Annotated in this window: 18 protein-coding genes; all 18 read left to right on the forward strand. The window is 33.9% G+C overall.

What is annotated here, in order from left to right; all coding sequences use genetic code 11:
* The first annotated feature begins 2 nt into the window (after positions 1 to 2).
* The 18 genes from MK119_RS06580 (at position 3) to MK119_RS06665 (ending at position 18,125) form a co-directional block, all read left to right on the forward strand.
* On the forward strand, positions 3 to 1,697 hold the full coding sequence (locus tag MK119_RS06580; RefSeq protein ID WP_290672049.1) for a hypothetical protein: 1,695 nt from the start codon (positions 3 to 5) through the stop codon (positions 1,695 to 1,697).
* 10 nt (positions 1,698 to 1,707) lie between these two features.
* Positions 1,708 to 2,805 carry a hypothetical protein gene (locus MK119_RS06585; RefSeq protein WP_290672051.1) on the forward strand — a complete coding sequence of 366 codons (1,098 nt, stop codon included), beginning with the start codon at positions 1,708 to 1,710 and terminating at the stop codon, positions 2,803 to 2,805.
* A complete protein-coding gene (gene rfbB, locus MK119_RS06590; RefSeq protein ID WP_290672052.1) occupies positions 2,798 to 3,817 on the forward strand; it encodes a dTDP-glucose 4,6-dehydratase in 1,020 nt (339 codons plus the stop codon). Before MK119_RS06585 ends, rfbB begins: the two co-directional genes overlap by 8 nt.
* Before the next feature lie 7 nt (positions 3,818 to 3,824).
* Complete coding sequence (rfbA, locus tag MK119_RS06595; RefSeq protein WP_290672053.1) at positions 3,825 to 4,682, forward strand: glucose-1-phosphate thymidylyltransferase RfbA; 858 nt, start codon at positions 3,825 to 3,827, stop codon at positions 4,680 to 4,682.
* Between the two features lie 8 nt (positions 4,683 to 4,690).
* Positions 4,691 to 5,224 (forward strand): dTDP-4-dehydrorhamnose 3,5-epimerase, encoded by a 534-nt coding sequence (gene rfbC, locus MK119_RS06600; protein ID WP_290672054.1) that lies wholly within the window; start codon positions 4,691 to 4,693, stop codon positions 5,222 to 5,224.
* Positions 5,221 to 6,075 (forward strand): dTDP-4-dehydrorhamnose reductase, encoded by an 855-nt coding sequence (rfbD, locus tag MK119_RS06605; RefSeq protein ID WP_290672055.1) that lies wholly within the window; start codon positions 5,221 to 5,223, stop codon positions 6,073 to 6,075. Before rfbC ends, rfbD begins: the two co-directional genes overlap by 4 nt.
* Position 6,076: 1 nt before the next feature.
* Entirely contained in the window at positions 6,077 to 6,877 is an 801-nt protein-coding gene (cysQ, locus tag MK119_RS06610) for a 3'(2'),5'-bisphosphate nucleotidase CysQ (protein ID WP_366512776.1), read from the forward strand.
* A 105-nt stretch (positions 6,878 to 6,982) separates the two neighbouring features.
* The gene (locus MK119_RS06615; RefSeq protein WP_290672057.1) at positions 6,983 to 7,978 is read left to right on the forward strand and encodes an SDR family oxidoreductase; all 996 of its coding nucleotides are present in this window, start codon (positions 6,983 to 6,985) and stop codon (positions 7,976 to 7,978) included.
* Positions 7,968 to 9,227 carry a nucleotide sugar dehydrogenase gene (locus MK119_RS06620; RefSeq protein WP_290672059.1) on the forward strand — a complete coding sequence of 420 codons (1,260 nt, stop codon included), beginning with the start codon at positions 7,968 to 7,970 and terminating at the stop codon, positions 9,225 to 9,227. The genes MK119_RS06615 and MK119_RS06620 overlap by 11 nt, the downstream gene beginning before the upstream one ends.
* A gap of 42 nt (positions 9,228 to 9,269) precedes the next feature.
* Entirely contained in the window at positions 9,270 to 10,397 is a 1,128-nt protein-coding gene (gene wecB / locus MK119_RS06625) for a UDP-N-acetylglucosamine 2-epimerase (non-hydrolyzing) (protein WP_290672061.1), read from the forward strand.
* A gap of 5 nt (positions 10,398 to 10,402) precedes the next feature.
* Entirely contained in the window at positions 10,403 to 11,608 is a 1,206-nt protein-coding gene (gene wecC, locus MK119_RS06630) for a UDP-N-acetyl-D-mannosamine dehydrogenase (protein ID WP_290672063.1), read from the forward strand.
* Positions 11,609 to 11,624: 16 nt separating this feature from the next.
* Positions 11,625 to 12,197 carry a hypothetical protein gene (locus MK119_RS06635; RefSeq protein ID WP_290672066.1) on the forward strand — a complete coding sequence of 191 codons (573 nt, stop codon included), beginning with the start codon at positions 11,625 to 11,627 and terminating at the stop codon, positions 12,195 to 12,197.
* 417 nt (positions 12,198 to 12,614) lie between these two features.
* Positions 12,615 to 13,469, forward strand: a complete 855-nt coding sequence (locus MK119_RS06640) for a hypothetical protein (RefSeq protein WP_290672068.1) — start codon at positions 12,615 to 12,617, stop codon at positions 13,467 to 13,469.
* Positions 13,470 to 13,478: 9 nt separating this feature from the next.
* Positions 13,479 to 14,732, forward strand: coding sequence for an O-antigen ligase family protein (locus MK119_RS06645; RefSeq protein ID WP_290672070.1), 1,254 nt, complete (start codon positions 13,479 to 13,481; stop codon positions 14,730 to 14,732).
* An 81-nt stretch (positions 14,733 to 14,813) separates the two neighbouring features.
* Positions 14,814 to 15,317, forward strand: coding sequence for an acyltransferase (locus MK119_RS06650; RefSeq protein ID WP_290672072.1), 504 nt, complete (start codon positions 14,814 to 14,816; stop codon positions 15,315 to 15,317).
* Positions 15,301 to 16,500 carry a hypothetical protein gene (locus tag MK119_RS06655; RefSeq protein ID WP_290672074.1) on the forward strand — a complete coding sequence of 400 codons (1,200 nt, stop codon included), beginning with the start codon at positions 15,301 to 15,303 and terminating at the stop codon, positions 16,498 to 16,500. The genes MK119_RS06650 and MK119_RS06655 overlap by 17 nt, the downstream gene beginning before the upstream one ends.
* Positions 16,487 to 17,611, forward strand: a complete 1,125-nt coding sequence (locus MK119_RS06660) for a hypothetical protein (protein WP_290672075.1) — start codon at positions 16,487 to 16,489, stop codon at positions 17,609 to 17,611. Before MK119_RS06655 ends, MK119_RS06660 begins: the two co-directional genes overlap by 14 nt.
* Positions 17,598 to 18,125 carry an acyltransferase gene (locus MK119_RS06665; protein ID WP_290672077.1) on the forward strand — a complete coding sequence of 176 codons (528 nt, stop codon included), beginning with the start codon at positions 17,598 to 17,600 and terminating at the stop codon, positions 18,123 to 18,125. The genes MK119_RS06660 and MK119_RS06665 overlap by 14 nt, the downstream gene beginning before the upstream one ends.

Raw genomic sequence — 18,125 nt, forward strand, 5'->3', positions numbered from 1 at the left:
TTATGAGTAACATTAAAATACACGAAAGAACAAGAGCACAAGAATCATCAGGAGCTATTGAACGTTTGTATATTACCATGAGACATTTATTTAATCGTGGATTTTACAAACCTATGGGTGTTTCTGGGGAAACGTTGCGCCAGTCTTTACTAGTATTGCGTCCCGAAATATATGGTTCTATAGCCGAACAGAAGGCAGAAATTAATGGTTTATTATATGTAATAGATCGTTTGCCAATTGGTATTGAAGAATGTCGTTTTATCAATTTAACATCTGACGAAGGATATAAAAATTCGCACTTCAAAGCAATCATTCCACCAAAAAGAAGGAGAAACTGTTACCGAATTGATGAGGAACAGATGAATATTGAAATTACGCGTGGACGTTCGGAAATCTATGATATTTTAACGCATTTGACGTTTTTATTTATAGAATCACACAAAATTTGCGATCGTGTTTTGATTGGAGAAGATGGAGAAACAACACGCGATTGGGAAAAACTAGAAGCTGCTGTTAGTAAAAAGAAAAAACTAAGTTTAGCCGAACGTGAAGTTGCTATTACACATACAGCCAATATTTTAGGAAGAACTTTTGAAGAAATTTTAGATGCGCATAAAACATTTTCTACTAAAGAAAACCCAGAGCGCTTTTTAAGCATTATCTATTGGTTAGGAAAACTAGCCATCAAAGAAACATCAAAAGGTGAAAAAAGAACGATCACATTCAGTCCTGTGCTACGTGAACGTTTAGGACATCATATTCACGGAGAAGTTTGGGCAAATAATATCAAAAAAGTGCTCAAAGAAAATAAGTTATTACATAGACCAATTCATATCATTAGTGCTAATATGCACAGTGTGATGAACTCTATATTTGCACCAAAATTGTTGCAAAAACAACTCAACACTACTGACGAATTTGATATTTTTGAAGCCCTAAGTGCCTCAGGAAATAATTCACTTAGAAATAAAGTAGAAAAAGAAGCGTTGAAAAAGGGAATGATTTACATTAAAGATGAATCAGGAACAAATATCAACGTACAAATTTTTGATACAGCTAAAATCGATTTTAGCAAAACAACGTACACATGTTGTGCTACTAACGATGCAGAAAAACCTGTATTATTTGTGATGGATTACGCCTTTGGAGAACAAGCCTATGAAACCATAGATGAGTTCTTAAAACCGTATACAAACAAAAACAATGCAGAAAAAGAATACTTAAATGTGGCTTCGGTTTCCATTATGGGGAAAGCAGGAATCTTAGAAGGAGGAAAAGGAGACATTATGATTCCGTCAGCTCATATTTTTGAAGGAACAGCAGATAACTATCCTTTTAAAAATGAATTGACAAAAGAAGATTTAGAAGGTCACGGATTACAAGTATTTGAAGGTTCAATGATTACAGTGTTAGGAACGTCTTTGCAAAACAAAGATATTTTGAAATTCTTCCACGATTCTACATGGAATGTTATTGGACTTGAAATGGAAGGAGCACATTATCAAAAAGCCATTCAATCGGCTTCAAAGATACGAGGAAGTATTTCTGAAAATGTAAAAGTAAGATATGCCTATTATGCATCGGATAACCCACTAGAAACAGGAAGTACCTTGGCTTCTGGAGGATTAGGAACAACAGGTGTAAAACCAACATATTTAATAACAAGAAAAATATTAGAACAACTATTTAACAACTAATAACGAGAATATGAGCGAAAATAACCAAAATGTGCTGCCTGAAAAACCACCACAAACTGGCAATGAAATAGATCTGAAAGAGCTGTTTAGAATGATAGGAAATGCTTTTAGTAGACTCTTTTTATTTATAAGAAATATACTTTTATTCCTACTAGACTTACTAATAAGAGCCTTAATAATTGTTAGGGTACACATTGTAAAATTTGTAATTGTAGGTTTTTTAAGTATCGTAATTGGATGGTTTATTGATTCAAGAAAAGAAGCGGTATATGGATCAAGTATGTATCTAAAAACAAACTACGGAAGTACACGCCAACTATATTCTAATATTAAGTATTATCAAGGACTTGTGGAAGAAGGAGATAGTACGGTGCTAGCAAGTATTTTTAATATTTCTAAAGATGAAGCAGGAAGCCTAAGAGGATTTACTATTGAGCCAGATGTTACTGATAATGGAATGCTGAAAGCATATAATGAATTTATGAAAACAGCAGATACTACATTTGTTTTAAGAGAAATTGATTTTGATAAGTTTAAACGAAATACGAGTCCATTAGATTTCCCAGTGCATCAAATATCTGTATATTCTGCTGATAAAGAAATCATTCCTAATTTACAAGAACCAATTATCACTAGGAATATAGAAAATTATCATATCAAGAGACAAAAAGAAATAAATCTTAAAAATCTTGAAAAACAATCAGAAGCCCTTCAAAAGCAATTGGTAAATATCGATTCATTAGGTAAAGCTTATAAGGAAATCTTATTGCAAGAACCTACAAAGGAAACTACTGCTGGAAAAGCTTCAAATACATACATTCAATTAGCAGCAAATAACGAAAGAAAAACGAAAGAACTTGAGTTAATTGCGGTTAATGAAAAATTAGCGAATAGAATTCTTCAAATCAACAGGCAAAAAGAGCTAGAAAGCGAAACGATTAATGTGTTAAATGACTTTTCTCCTGGTGCAAGAATTAGATCTTTTTACGATAAATATCTATACAGAATTCCAATGATTACAATTTCATTGTTATTGATGTTAATCTTACTAAGAGAATTGAATAAATACTTAAATACGTACGCAGAAAACAAAAGATTGAATGCCTAAAAATGCCATACTTGTTACTGGTGGAGCTGGATTTATAGGAGCTAACTATATTCCGTATTTCTTGGAACAACAGCAAGACACCACGCTTGTGAATATTGACAAGCTTACCTACGCTGGTGATTTAGAAAATTTGGCAGAAGTAAGCAATCATGAAAATTATGTATTTATAGAAGGTGATATTTGCGATAGAGGCCTGATAGAAAAATTGTTTGAAACCTATGACTTTAAAGCAGTAATTCACTTTGCTGCAGAGTCACATGTGGATAACTCTATCAAAAATCCAGATGCATTCATACAAACCAACATTTTTGGAACATTTAACTTATTAGACGTAGCTAAAAAAGCATGGATGGATGGACCAAATCAAGTAAAATCAGGGTATGAAGCGTGCAGATTCCATCATATTTCAACCGATGAGGTTTATGGAACTTTAGGAGAAACAGGATTGTTTACAGAAGAAACATCGTATGCGCCAAACAGCCCGTACAGTGCTTCTAAAGCATCATCCGATTTTATAGTACGTAGTTATTTCCATACGTATGGAATGAACGTGGTAACCACTAATTGTTCAAATAATTACGGGCCAAAACAACATGATGAAAAGCTGATTCCAACGATCATTCGTAAAGCGATTTCAGGTGAAAATATTCCTATTTATGGAGATGGAATGAATATACGTGATTGGTTATATGTATTAGACCATTGCAAAGGAATTCATTTGGTATATCAAACAGGAAAAGCAGGTGAGACCTATAATGTTGGAGGAAGAAATGAACGTACCAATGTGTACATTGCCAATACAATATGCGAATTGTTAGATAAATTGCGTCCAAAAGAAACGTCGTACAAAGAGCAAATTACCTTTGTAACAGATAGACCGGGACACGATTTTCGCTACGCAATTGATGCAAATAAATTGGAAAATGAACTTGGTTGGAAAGCTGCAGAAACCTTTGAATCAGGTATTTTGAAAACAATAGAATGGTATTTAAATAAATACGAGACTAAATAATTAAGAAATGAAGGGAATAGTATTAGCTGGCGGATCAGGAACACGATTGCATCCACTTACACTTGCAGTAAGTAAGCAATTGATGCCTGTCTATGACAAACCCATGATATACTATCCTGTTTCAACACTCATCAGTGCAGGAATCCGTGAAATACTCATCATTTCTACACCACAAGATTTACCCTTATTTCAAAAGCTATTAGGTGATGGAAAAAAGTTTGGATGCGAATTTCATTATGAAGTACAAGAAGCACCAAACGGATTGGCAGAAGCCTTTATAATAGGTGAAAAATTTATTGGCGATGACAAAGTTGCCCTAATTTTAGGAGATAATATATTCTACGGTTCTGGATTAGCAAACTTGTTACAAGCTAACAACGATCCTGAAGGTGGAATCATCTATGCATACCATGTACACGATCCTGAACGTTATGGAGTAGTAGAATTTGATGAAAACGGCAATGCAATTTCTATTGAAGAAAAACCAGCAAAACCAAAATCTAACTATGCAGTTCCAGGGATTTATTTTTATGACAATGAAGTGGTAGAAATTGCCAAAAACATTCGGCCAAGTGGAAGAGGAGAACTCGAAATTACAGATGTAAATCGTGTATATTTAGAAAAAGGAAAACTAAGCGTAAGTATCTTAGACAGAGGAACAGCTTGGTTAGATACTGGAACATTCAACTCATTAATGCAAGCTTCACAATTTGTGCAAGTCATTGAAGAACGTCAAGGACTTAAAATTGGAGCCATTGAAGAAGCAGCATATAGAATGGGATTCATTAGCAAAAAACAATTAGATGAATTAGCAACACCACTATTAAAAAGTGGATACGGAAAACATCTATTAGAAATACAATAAAAAACGTCTTGAACATAACACACACACCATTAGCAGGCTGTTTTGTCATAGAACCTCAAGTATTTGGAGATTCTAGAGGAAGCTTTATGGAAAGTTACAACGAACAAAAATTTCCAGCGAAAGTTCATTTTGTGCAAGACAATCAATCCATTTCACAAAAAGGCGTGTTGCGTGGATTACACTTTCAAAAAGACGAATACGCGCAAGCAAAACTCGTCCGTGTCATTAGTGGAGAAGTATTAGACGTAGCGGTAGATATCAGACCAAATTCTGAAACTTTTGGACAGCATTTTTCTATCATACTAAACGCAGAAAATAACAAGCAACTCTTTGTGCCAAGAGGATTTGCTCATGGTTTTGCAGTATTACAAGACGATACCATTTTTGCGTACAAATGCGATAATTTTTATAACAAAGAATCGGAGTCAGGAATTATCTATAATGATCCTGATATTGCTATTGATTGGATGTTGAATAAAAATGAAATCATACTTTCTGATAAAGATCAATTACTTCCAAACTTGAAATCATTATCGCTATGAAAACGGTTTTAGTTACGGGCGCCAATGGTCAATTAGGACAATGCATTCAAAAGGTACAACAGCAACATCCAAACATCACCTTTCACTTTAAATCGTCTAAAGAATTAGACATTACAGATACAATAGCGATCCGTGCTTATTTTTCTGAAAACACAATTGATTACTGTGTAAATTGTGCTGCGTATACCAATGTAGAATTAGCAGAAAGTGAAGAAGATAAAGCATATTTGGTCAATGCCAAAGCAGCTAAAAATTTAGCCAAAACCTGTGCAGAAAACAATATTACGTTGCTCCATGTTTCTACAGATTATGTGTTTGACGGAACCAAAACATCTCCGTATGTAGAAACGGATATTACCAATCCAATAAGTGTATATGGTGCTTCTAAATTAAAAGGTGAAAAAAATATCCAAGCAGTTGCTGAAAAGTATTTTATCATTCGCACCTCTTGGTTATATGCTGAATTTGGAAAGAATTTCTACAAAACCATTCTGCAAAAAGCAAAAGAAAAGGCAAACCTTACCATTACTACAGAGCAAAAAGGAACGCCCACAAACGCAAATGATTTAGCAGAACTGATTTTAGAAATCATCAATACAAAAAATACTAACTACGGAATCTATCACTTTAGCAATGAAGGTGAAGCTACTTGGTATGACTTTACAAAAGAAATCATTCAAAATTTGAATCTTCCTGAAACGGATCAGCCTACATTAAAAAGTGTAGACAGTTACAAAACCAAAGCAGCACGTCCAAAAAATAGCGTTTTAGACAAAAGTAAAGTACGAAGTATTATTAAGACTAAATCTTGGCAAGAAAGTCTCCGTAACCTTATGCAAAATCCTTTATAGTTTGATACACAAATATCTATACACTGCCATAGAAGCTGCTGTAAATGCAGGTGCAATTATTATGGATATTTACGAAAACCAAGTAGTTGCTGTTGAACGAAAATCGGACGACTCACCTGTAACGATTGCTGATAAAAAAGCGAATGATCTCATAGAAAATGCTTTGCAAAACACTGGAATACCAGTATTAAGTGAAGAAGGAGAACACGCGCAATATGAAATTCGTAAAAACTGGAAACAATGCTGGATTGTAGATCCACTTGATGGAACCAAACAATTTATCAAGCGAAATGGCGAATTTACCGTGAATATTGCATTGGTTGAAAACGGCATCTCCTTACTTGGTATCATATATATTCCAGCGGCAAAATCACTGTACTTTGCTATAACTGAAGAAAAAAAAGCATTTAAAATAGTGTTAGAAGCACATACAATTACTGAAAGTATGGTGCAAAACGCTACTGAAATATTTGCAGCTTCCGAAAGTGATACAGTCACCATAACCTCAAGTCATTCTTCTAAAAATCAAGAAGTACTTGAGCTAATTAATACACTTGAAACAGAAGGGAAAGAAGTCAACTTAATCAAAGCAGGAAGCTCTTTAAAATTCTGTTTAATGGCAGAAGGGCAAGCTTCATACTATCCGCGTTGCGCGCCAACGATGGAATGGGACACAGCCGCAGGACATGCAATCTGCAATGCTGTAGGACTCGAAGTATATTCGCTCAAAACCAACAAGCCTCTAAAATACAACAAAGAAAATCTACTAAATCCGTGGTTTCTTGTTAGAAAAATAGGATAAAAATAAAGGGGATAAAACCTGTGTAAAAAAGAGTATTTCCCCATAAAAGCCATTTATTTCCTAGAATTAAAATTTATACCTAGTTTTGCAGCGAATAATAGCAACATGTATAAAGAAGCATATCACTACCAAGACCTTAGTAAATACAGTATTTTAATCACTGGAGGTGCAGGATTTATTGGATCCAATTTAGTAGAATATTTACTAAAACACAACGCCAAAAAAGTACGCGTATTAGATAACTTAGCTACAGGTTTCAAACACAATATTGAGGAATTTGAATCCAATCCAAGTTTCGAATTTATTTTAGGTGATATTAGAGATATGGAAACCTGTACTACTGCTGTAGCAGGAATGGACTTTGTATTGCACCAAGCTGCCTTAGGTTCGGTACCGCGCTCTTTCAACGATCCTATCTCATCAAATGCGGTAAACATTTCAGGTTTTTTAAACATGTTGGTAGCATCACGTGATGCTGGTGTAAAACGAATGGTATATGCAGCTTCTTCCAGTACTTATGGTGATAGTAAAGCATTGCCAAAGCGAGAAGAAATTATTGGAAAACCATTATCTCCATATGCAATTACAAAATATGTAAACGAACTATATGCAGATAACTTCTCTGCAAACTTCGACTTTCATACAGTAGGATTGCGTTACTTCAACGTTTTTGGACCAAAACAAAACGTAAAAGGCGCGTATGCAGCGGTAATTCCGTTATTTTTCAATGCAGGAATACATAACACAAAGGTAACAATCAATGGTGATGGAAATCAAACGAGAGATTTTACATTTGTTGAAAATGTAGTGCAAGCAAACATTAAAGCAGCATTTTCAGAAATTGAAAAACATGAAGTGGTAAATGTTGCGGTTGGCGATCGTATCAGTGTAAATGACTTGTGGAATGACATCAAAGAAATTACACAAAGTACAGTAGAAGCAACGCACGGAGAAAGCAGAATAGGAGACGTACGCGATTCATTGGCCGACATCACAAAAGCTAAAACACTATTACAATACAATCCTAAATACAAAATACGCGATGGTTTAGCTATAACGTATGACTTTTTTAAAAAGCAAGCTGAAGTAAATGACAAATAAGGTAATTTCCATAATAGGTTTAGGATATGTTGGATTGCCGCTTGCGGTTGAATTCAGTAAAAAAGGATTTCAAGTCATAGGATTTGATATCAATGAAGCTAGAATTCAAGAATTGCAACAAGGAAACGATCATACACTTGAAGTTAGCCAAGAAGAACTTCAAGAAACTTCAACTATACAATACACAAATAAAGCGTCAGACATTGCACAAGCAAATCTGTATATCGTCACAGTTCCAACGCCTATTACAGAACATAAATTTCCAGACTTAACACCATTAGAAGCTGCTTCTAACTTGGTGGGTTCAGTATTATCCAAAGATGATATAGTCATTTATGAATCTACAGTATTTCCAGGATGTACGGAGGAAGTATGTGTGCCAATCTTGGAAGCACAAAGTCAATTGGTATTCAATAAAGATTTTTTCTGCGGATATTCTCCAGAAAGAATCAATCCGGGAGACAAAAAACACAGAGTTAACAACATTGTCAAAGTAACTTCAGGAAGCACGCCTGAAATTGCAGAAACTATTGACGAAATCTATAAAAGCATTATTACTGTCGGAACGTTTAAAGCGTCTTCTATAAAAGTAGCAGAAGCCGCCAAAGTGATTGAAAATTCACAGCGCGATATCAACATTGCATTTGTGAACGAATTGGCATTAATATTTGGGAAACTAGGGATTGATACACATGAAGTATTAGAAGCTGCAGGAACAAAGTGGAATTTCTTATCATTTACGCCAGGATTGGTTGGCGGACATTGCATTGGTGTTGATCCGTATTACTTAACACACAAAGCAAAAAGCGTAGGCTACATTCCGCAAGTGATCCTAGCAGGAAGAAAAATAAACGATAACATGGGCAAATACATTGCAGAGCGCGTTGTGAAACTCATGATTAAACAAGAAAAACTAATCAAAGGAGCAAAAGTGACCGTACTGGGAATTACGTTCAAAGAAAATTGCCCTGACATTAGAAATACACGTGTCATTGACATAGTGCATGAACTTTCGGAATACGGAATTGAAGTTGAGGTATTTGATGATAATGTGGATGCATCTCAAGTAAAAAAGGAATACAATATTGACTTAGTGTCGTCCATTTCAAAAGACACTGGAGCGATTATTTTGGCAGTTGCTCATAAAAGTTTCAATAAAATTGACGTAACTCCCTTTTTTAAAGCAGGATGTATTATTTTTGACGCGAAAAATTTCTTCCCAAAATCAATAGTAACTGAGAGATTATAGCCGTTTGAACAATAAAAGTAAACTAAGAACAAAAACAAACTGATGAAAAAAAACCTAATTGTATTTGGTACACGACCAGAAGCTATTAAAATGGCGCCGCTGGTAAAGGAATTTTTAAAACACCAAGACACTTTTGAAACAAAAGTTTGTATCACGGCACAACACAGAGAAATGTTGGATCAGGTACTTTCATTTTTTGAAATCACTCCAGACTACGATTTGGACCTGATGAAGCCTAATCAAAATTTATATGGATTAACTGCAGATATCATTACGAACTTAAAACCTGTATTGGAAGATTTTCAGCCAGACTATGTGTATGTTCATGGAGATACAACCACAACGATGGCAACAAGTATTGCTGCGTTTTATTCGGGAGCGAAAGTATGTCACGTAGAAGCAGGATTGCGTACGTTTAACAAAAGATCGCCTTTCCCAGAAGAAATCAACAGATGTGTTACGGGAAGCATTTGTGATTATCACTTCTCACCAACAGAAACATCAAAAAACAATCTGCTTAACGAAAATGTGGCAGACGAAAATATATTAATTACAGGAAATACCGTGATTGATGCGTTGCATTTTAGCGCAGATAAAGTAAAATCGGAAGGATTCCAAGATCAAGAAATCGAAGACTTAAAAGGATTGGTTGACAGTTCTAAGCGTTTGATATTGGTTACAGGACATCGTAGAGAAAATCACGGACAAGGATTTATCAACATCTGTACGGCGTTAAAGCAAATTGCTTTAAATCATCCAGATACACAAATTATTTATCCTGTACACTTAAATCCAAACGTACAAAAGCCGGTATACGAATTATTAGCAGACATAGATAATGTAAATCTAATAAATCCGTTATCATATCCTGCATTTGTATGGTTAATGGACAAATCGAGCTTAATAATTACTGATAGTGGAGGCGTCCAAGAAGAAGCACCAAGTTTAGGAAAACCTGTATTGGTAATGCGTGACACTACAGAACGCCCAGAAGCTGTAGACGCAGGAACCGTATTATTGGTAGGAACTAATACCGAAAAAATTATCAGTGAAGCTAACAAATTACTAACAGACGAATCTGCTTATCACAAAATGAGTAAACTACACAATCCATACGGAGATGGAACAGCGTGTGATAAGATCGTTAAATACATGTCAAAATTACAATAAGAATCATGGGAAGTAACAAACCAAGTGTTGTTATGGTAGGTCTAGGATATATTGGACTTCCTACAGCAGCGTTAATTGCAAGTAAAGAAATAAAAGTAACAGGAGTTGATATTCATCAACATGTTGTAGATACGATTAATAAAGGAGAAATCCACATTGTAGAACCAGATTTAGACGGTTTGGTACATCACGTAGTAAAAGAAGGATATTTAACAGCAAGTACATCACCAGTAGAGGCAGATGTATACCTAATTGCGGTTCCAACACCATTTAAAGGTGATTATGAGCCAGATATCTCGTATGTAGAATCTGCTACAAGAGCATTATTACCAACCTTAAAAGAAGGCGCATTAGTTATTATAGAATCTACAAGTCCTGTAGGAACTACTGAAAAAATGCAAGCAGTTATTGAGGCAGAACGCCCAGAACTTGCAGGAAAAATTTACATGGCATATTGCCCAGAGCGTGTATTACCAGGAAATGTAATTTACGAATTAGAGCATAATGACAGAGCTATTGGTGGAATCAATACAGAATCTACCGAAAAAGCAGTTGAATTTTACAGACACTTTGTAAAAGGAACTTTGCATAAAACCAACTCTAAAACAGCAGAAATGTGTAAGTTGGTTGAAAACTCATCTAGAGACGTTCAAATTGCCTTTGCAAACGAATTATCTATGATTTGTGATGAAGCTGGAATCAATGTATGGGAACTAATCAATTTAGCTAACAAACATCCCCGTGTAAACATTTTACAACCAGGAACGGGAGTTGGAGGACACTGTATTGCAGTAGATCCTTGGTTTATTGTTTCTGAATTCCCTGAGCAAGCAAAAATCATTCGTTCAGCTAGAGAAATCAACAATTACAAAACGGAGTGGGCTATTGAAAAAGTAAAAAGCACTGCGTTACAATTTAAGATAGACAACGGTAGAGATGCTAAAATTGCTTGTATGGGATTGGCATTTAAACCAAATATTGACGATTTACGCGAATCTCCAGCATTGCAAGTAGTAGATACTTTAGTAAATGACGGTTTCAACGTATTGGCAGTAGAGCCAAATATCAAGTCGCACAACAAATATGAAATTTACGATAGGGAAGATGCTGTAGAACAAGCAGATATTATTGTATATTTGGTTGCACATAGAGAATTTGCGAATTCTGAAAGAGTAAAAATAACTCTTGACTTTTGTGGAATTTATAAATAAAACATAAAAAGTAATTATGAAAAAAGTATTAGTAGTAGCCTTGGGTCTTTTTCTGATTGCATGCGGATCAGAGGAAAAAAAGAAAACTGGAGAAGAGCCTAAGCAACAAGAAACTAAAAAACCAGAAGAAAAAAAGCCAACCGAAAAAGAATTGGCAATTATGGCGCTTCCGGAAATATCAAAGCTTTCTGCAGAGCCATTAATCATTCATGAAGATATACATGAATTCTCTGACGATATCCAGTTTGAAGAAGTTGGTGTTGTAAAAGGAAGTACTGATGGAACACATAGTTTTCTTTTTTATGTTGGAGACAATACAGACTTACAAGCATTATCTCAGTACACTTTAGCAGTAATGTTATATCCTGAAAACCCTAAAGAACTGGCTAAAAAAGACCAGAAAAAAGGATTTATGGTAAAAAGTACCAAGTGTAAAGTGATGAGAGAAGGAAAGTATCCTGTAGTGATGTTTGCGGATTATCCAGCTAATGTTACCAAAGTAAAAGAAGTAAAAGCATATTTATATACAAAAGATGGAATCTTAAATCCTAAAAAGCAAAAGTTGCTGATTAAAAACTTTTCTTTATAATTCAAAATAGTACATACTAAAGGTCTTTTTGGAATAAAATCCAAAGAGACCTTTGTAGCATAAATTCATATCTCAGATTTAAAAAGGATGCAAAAAGTATTAAGTAATCTTATATCTAACAAAAGCTTAGCTATTTTTACTGCGCTCCTTTTTTTCTTTAATTTCTTGTCCAAACTTTTAAAAGAAATCTTTTCTGTTAGGATATCATTGTATCCGAGTACCGTTTTAAAATTATCAGCAGTAGGACTCCTTTTTATTTACTTTATAATGTATTTAAGAAACAAAAAGTTTGCTAGGTATATTTACGCTATTATCATCATATTTGGGATTGATCTTTTGATAAAAATAGTTCAAGAAGTTCCTAGTCATGTTCTTTTTAATAGATCGTATTTCTTTTTTAAAGGAATATTTTTTTTCTTGTTAATTGTAGGGCTTAGAGATTTTGAGAAAAAAGATCTTGAAAAGCCTATCAATGTACTATTTTTTATAGGTAAACTTAATTTAGCACTAATTTTAGTAGGCGCATTGTTTGATATCAATCTTTTTAAATCATATCCACACACAGATCGTTTCGGTTTTAATGGAATTATGGCAGAACCTGGCATAAGTACCTATTTCTACATGCTATTGGCAATATTGTCGTATCTCAGGTATCGATATCTTGATTACAGTTATTGGACTACAATATTTATGCTAGTTGCCATTGTATTTTTAGGAACAAAGTCGGGTTACTTGTTTATCGGAATATTAGTCCTAATTCAAATTTTATATCTCTTAAAAAAACGAGCATATCAAATTTCTTTCATTGCAGTAATCCTTATATCTGGATTTGTATTAAAAGATAAACTCATACAATTAGCAATCAATTCCTTTAACTTTGGAACCTACTTGTATGAAAAACATGGATTATTAACATTTATCACTTCAAAGAGAGATTTACTACTGCAAGATACAATTGCGTATATTAATGAAAACTGGTCTGCTGTGCAATACATCACTGGTGGAATGGACTTTAGAATACATCGTGTAGAATTTGAATTCATAGATATCTTTCTCTTTTTTGGAATTATAGGTGTCTGTTTGTATTTATTGCTATTAAAGAAAACATTCTTAGCCAACAAGCCAAAAGCACTCTATGTAATATTATTTTTAGTATTTTTATTTGTATGTTCGCTTGGTGGAAACTTATTTTTTTCCACTACAAACTCCTTTTGTTTTGTAGTTGTCTTTTTATACGCGAGTAAAAGTTTATCAACAGCTAATAAATTATAGTTTTACATCATGAAAGCTACGATTCAAAACTATTTTAGAGAGAAAAAAACGGTAAATGACTACATTGTATTATTACTTGTAGCCTTTGCATTTATTTTAAATGTGAGCGAAAAAATTTCTACGCTATTACTAGTAGCACTTTTTGCACTCAGTTTATTCAATGTCAAGCAACTCAATCTCAAAAAGTTAAAACCATTGAGTGCACTCTTGGTATTGTTCAGCATCTACATATTTACGCACTTTTTGGTAGATGAAGTTATTTCCATAAAAACGATTGAAAAACGTTTCTCATTAGTCGCAATTCCTATTATATTTTCTATTGTTCATATTGATACAAAAACCTTCTATACTATTTGTAAATTCTTTGTATTTGGTGTTGCTTTGGGTTGTCTTCTAAACTTTATAGAACCTTTTATCAATGATTTTAACTGGAGTACTTTTGAATTTATTGAAATAGAAAACAAAAAGAAAATAGTCTTCAAAGGAAGCAACTATTGGATGAATCACTTCTATTCCATTCACTTTCCAAACTTTTTAGATCGTTCGTATTTTGGAGTGTATCTTTGTTTAGCCATAGCGTTGGTATGGTATGTATTGCGTTGGAAAATGCTTCACAAGTTGTTGCTGATTTTATTTTTTGTTATCAACATCTTTTTATCCAACAGTTTAATAGGAGTTTTAGGTTTAGGAATCATTCTGTTCTTTGCCATTTTAGCAACCAAAAAATCATACCTCTTATTGCTTTTTCCGCTTTTCTTTGTTGTAGCGATGTTGATTTCATCAAGATTTTCAGAATATGTATTCCAAACATGGAAGTATATCAATGAACCTGAGTCCATACCCAAAGATTTCTTGCGATTCCGTTGGGAAATGTGGAAAGGATCCTATCAACTAGTTTGCGAACAACCATTATGGGGTTATGGAAAAGAAGGTTTTGATATTGCTTTTAATGCAAGAATGCACGAAAACGTAGGTTGGAGTTATGATATACTAGACAATGTAGGATTCAATTCGCACAATCAATACTTACAAGTATTTGGAGAAGCAGGAATCTTTGGCTTTTTAGCATATATTGCGGTATTAATAACCTATATTGTTACAGTAATACGCCAACAGTGTAAGTACAAATATTTAAAATATTCATTCATCGCATTAATATTTATTTTTTCCGTGTCAGAAACGGTATTAAATAGATATGTAGGAATCTCATTTTTCACCTTCTTTTATTGTTTTTTCTTAGTAAAATCAAGTGAAGAAGCCTAAAATTACTACATTTGCTAAAAATTTTTTAAAGTCGTGAAAAACAACGCCATTTTCAAAATAATGATCCTCTTAGTCAAGAACATGGATATTTTTCAAGTTCGTGGTTTAAGAAGTATACGATGGTTTTTTTACAGAAAATATTATGCTGCTCCAAAACTCTATGTAGACAGTGGTGTAGATATCTCTTCTGCACACACAAACAGCAATGCTAGTTTTGAAGGTGTAGGGAAAATAAACCTTGGAAAAGGAGTATATATTGATTATTCTGGAGGCGTTAAAATAGGGCACGCAGTTGCCATTTCATCAGGTGCTAAAATATTTACACACAATCACGATGTAAATGGTAAATTTAAAGATTGGCAAAAAAACGGAATTACCTACTCAAGCTTAGAAATAGAAGATTATGTATGGGTCGGTTCAGATGCGCTTATTATGCCGTCTGTAAAGCGTTTAGGAGAAGGTTGTATCATAGGATCGGGAGCCATTGTTACAAAAGATACAGAACCTTATGGAATCTATGTTGGAAATCCAGCAAAAAAGATTGCTATGAGAAATGTGGAGGAACTCAATGAACAGAATTCTTAAAATTTTACCGTCACTTGCGGTCTATGGTTTAGGTTTAGCAAGCTTTTTTTTCTTAGATATTTATATCTCTACGGCTGATTTTAGCGAAGAGTTTGTTAGTCAGTGGGCATTTTATAAATCGAGCCTCTTTATTTTAGGTGGATTTTGTATTCTTGGTTTTGACCAAGTAATGATTCGTGAACCGCGATTGCATTTCTACATCAAGAAAAAGTTTTTTATACAATCACTCCTTATCAGTATCATCGGAACTACCATTGTCTGGATTTTCTATCCCATAGAACAAATATGGCTCTTTTTCATTGCGCTTAATTTGTTTTCAATAGTAGTTTTCTTGTCAGGAATTTATCGAGCCAATCAAAAATACACCATTGCACAACTAGCTACTAATGGTTGGAAAGTAGTACTAATTATCATTTTCTTTTTGATGACCGTAAAGAACATGCTACATTTCTTAGTGGCAAGTCTACTCATCATTTGTTTAATGTTAATTGCGCTTTACATCAAATTGTACGGTAAAACAAAACCAAAAGAAGAAGTTTTAAAATACCAAGATTATAGAAAAACAGGAATTGCTTTCTTTTTGCACAATATGACGCTAACAAGCGCAGTGTATGGTGAGCAATTTATCATCAACCTTTACGGGAACGATGCAATTTCTACAGAATTATTTACCTACTTCGCCATATTTAGTCCTATTATCATTAGTGCCAATGGTTTTATAGGATTTTTTATTGGTCCCAAACTAAGAGCCAAAAAAACAGTTACACGAAAAGATTACAATGCACTACAATCCAAACTGATCATTTTTGCCGTGGCTATGGCTGCAATTTCTTTTGTAGTAGGTATATTATTATTAGATCGATTCAAAAAAGTTTCTTTCAGTGAAATTAACTTATGGCTTGCAGTTGCTGTTTTAGCAACCTGTATGATTAGAACCATATATACAACATCATCACTATACTTAGGAATTTTTGCCAGTAATAAGCATTTATACAAAACTGCAGCATTAAACTGGGGCGCTTTAATAGCGTATATAATTTTAATATTAATAGTACTAATTACAGGTATGGATACAGGTGTCTTAGTCGTAGGAATTGCTTGCTTAACAGCGTTACACTGGACTATTCGTTTGATCATTTCACATACCTATGCCATTAAGTTTTTTAACAATGAAAAACATTAAGATAGTTGCACCACTTTCTTCATTATCAGAACGAACTCGTTTGTATAAACTCACGTTGTTTTTACATGATGGGTTGGGATATAAAGATATAACTCATGTGGGTTGGGAACGCATTCCAGGTGAACGTGAAGAAAAGCGCTTTGACTTTAACATACATAAAAAAATCATCCTCAATGGCGGTGGCTACGGATCGGGAAAAGTAAAATGGCTCTACTTTATGTGGATGATTAAAACCTTTTTCTATTGTTTTAAATTTGGTAAAAAAGATATTGTATGGGCACTGGGCTTTGAAAGTGCTTTTCCTGTAATGCTTGTTTCGAAAATAAAAGGGTTTAAAGTAGTTTTTGACGACGCAGATCGTTTCTCTATGATTTATAAATTTCCGTCAATAATTGATAAAATATTGAAATTCTTAGAGAAGAAAACGTCGCGGAATGTAGCGTATCATGTAGTACCTGGTGACGCTCGATACCAATTTAAATCTAAGAAATTTTATGTACTAAAAAACACACCAAGTGAAAGTCAAATAGAAAAAGCCAAACAAATCAGTGAGAATTTAGAAAAACCTGCTAGCTTTGTCATAAATATTAATGGTTGGCTTGGATCTGGTCGTGGAATGAAACAAGCATTAACACTGGTAAATCGACTGGAAAATGAAGATTTAAAAATTCTATTAATAGGAAAACTAGATTGTGAAGCTGCAGAAAAACTAGCAGAACATAAAAATGTAATTTACAAAGGTAAATTATCAAACGCAGAAACACTAGCAAATTACTTCTTGTCAGACCTAGTATTTACATACTATGATCCAAAATTAGAGATCAACCAATATGCCGAATCAAACAAATGGGGTGATGCTATTAAAACGAACATAGGAATCATTGTCAATGAGGAAGTAAAATCGGCAAAATTTATAAAAGAAAACAACCTAGGAATTATAGTTCCATATAATGATACAGAAGCATTAATAAACGAAATACAAGCTTTGTTGGCAGACGATGCTAAACTGGCAACCCTGAAATCAAATTCAGAGCAATATTCGTATATTATGCCATATTACGAAGATCAATTAAAAGAACTTTTTAAAAAAATAAACAATGAAGCCAGGTAAATTAGAAAAAATATACGTCTTCATTTTGGTGAAGATGGTTTCCAATTTTAGCCCAAGAAGAGCTACGAATATTCAGTATAAGTACTTCAAAAAATGGGGAATGAAATTTAATGACAAACCAAACTATATTTCTTCTAAAATTTGGTTTGACGGAACGGATTATAGTCTTATTTCAATTGGGAAAGAAGTAACCATGTCAAGTTATACTCGTGTATTAACGCACGATTGGTCACCACATACCATTGCAAAAGCTTTTGATATTCCTCAAGAAAAACCATTGGGTATTTTAAAAGGAGTAGAAATTGGTGATTTTTCATTTGTTGGAACAGGAACCATTTTAATGCCTGGTTCTAAAATTGGAAAAGGTTGCATCATTGGAGCAGGAACAGTAGTAAGAGGAACCATTCCAGATTTTAGTATTTACATTGGTAGTCCAGGAAAAATTGTTGGGGACTCACGAAAATATTTGAAATCAAAATTTCCAGAGGTAGACGTGCCTGGATTTAACGAGTAA

Origin of the sequence: Kordia sp., assembly GCF_022447245.1 — a bacterium.
In the GTDB taxonomy this organism is placed as follows: Bacteria; Bacteroidota; Bacteroidia; order Flavobacteriales; family Flavobacteriaceae; genus Kordia.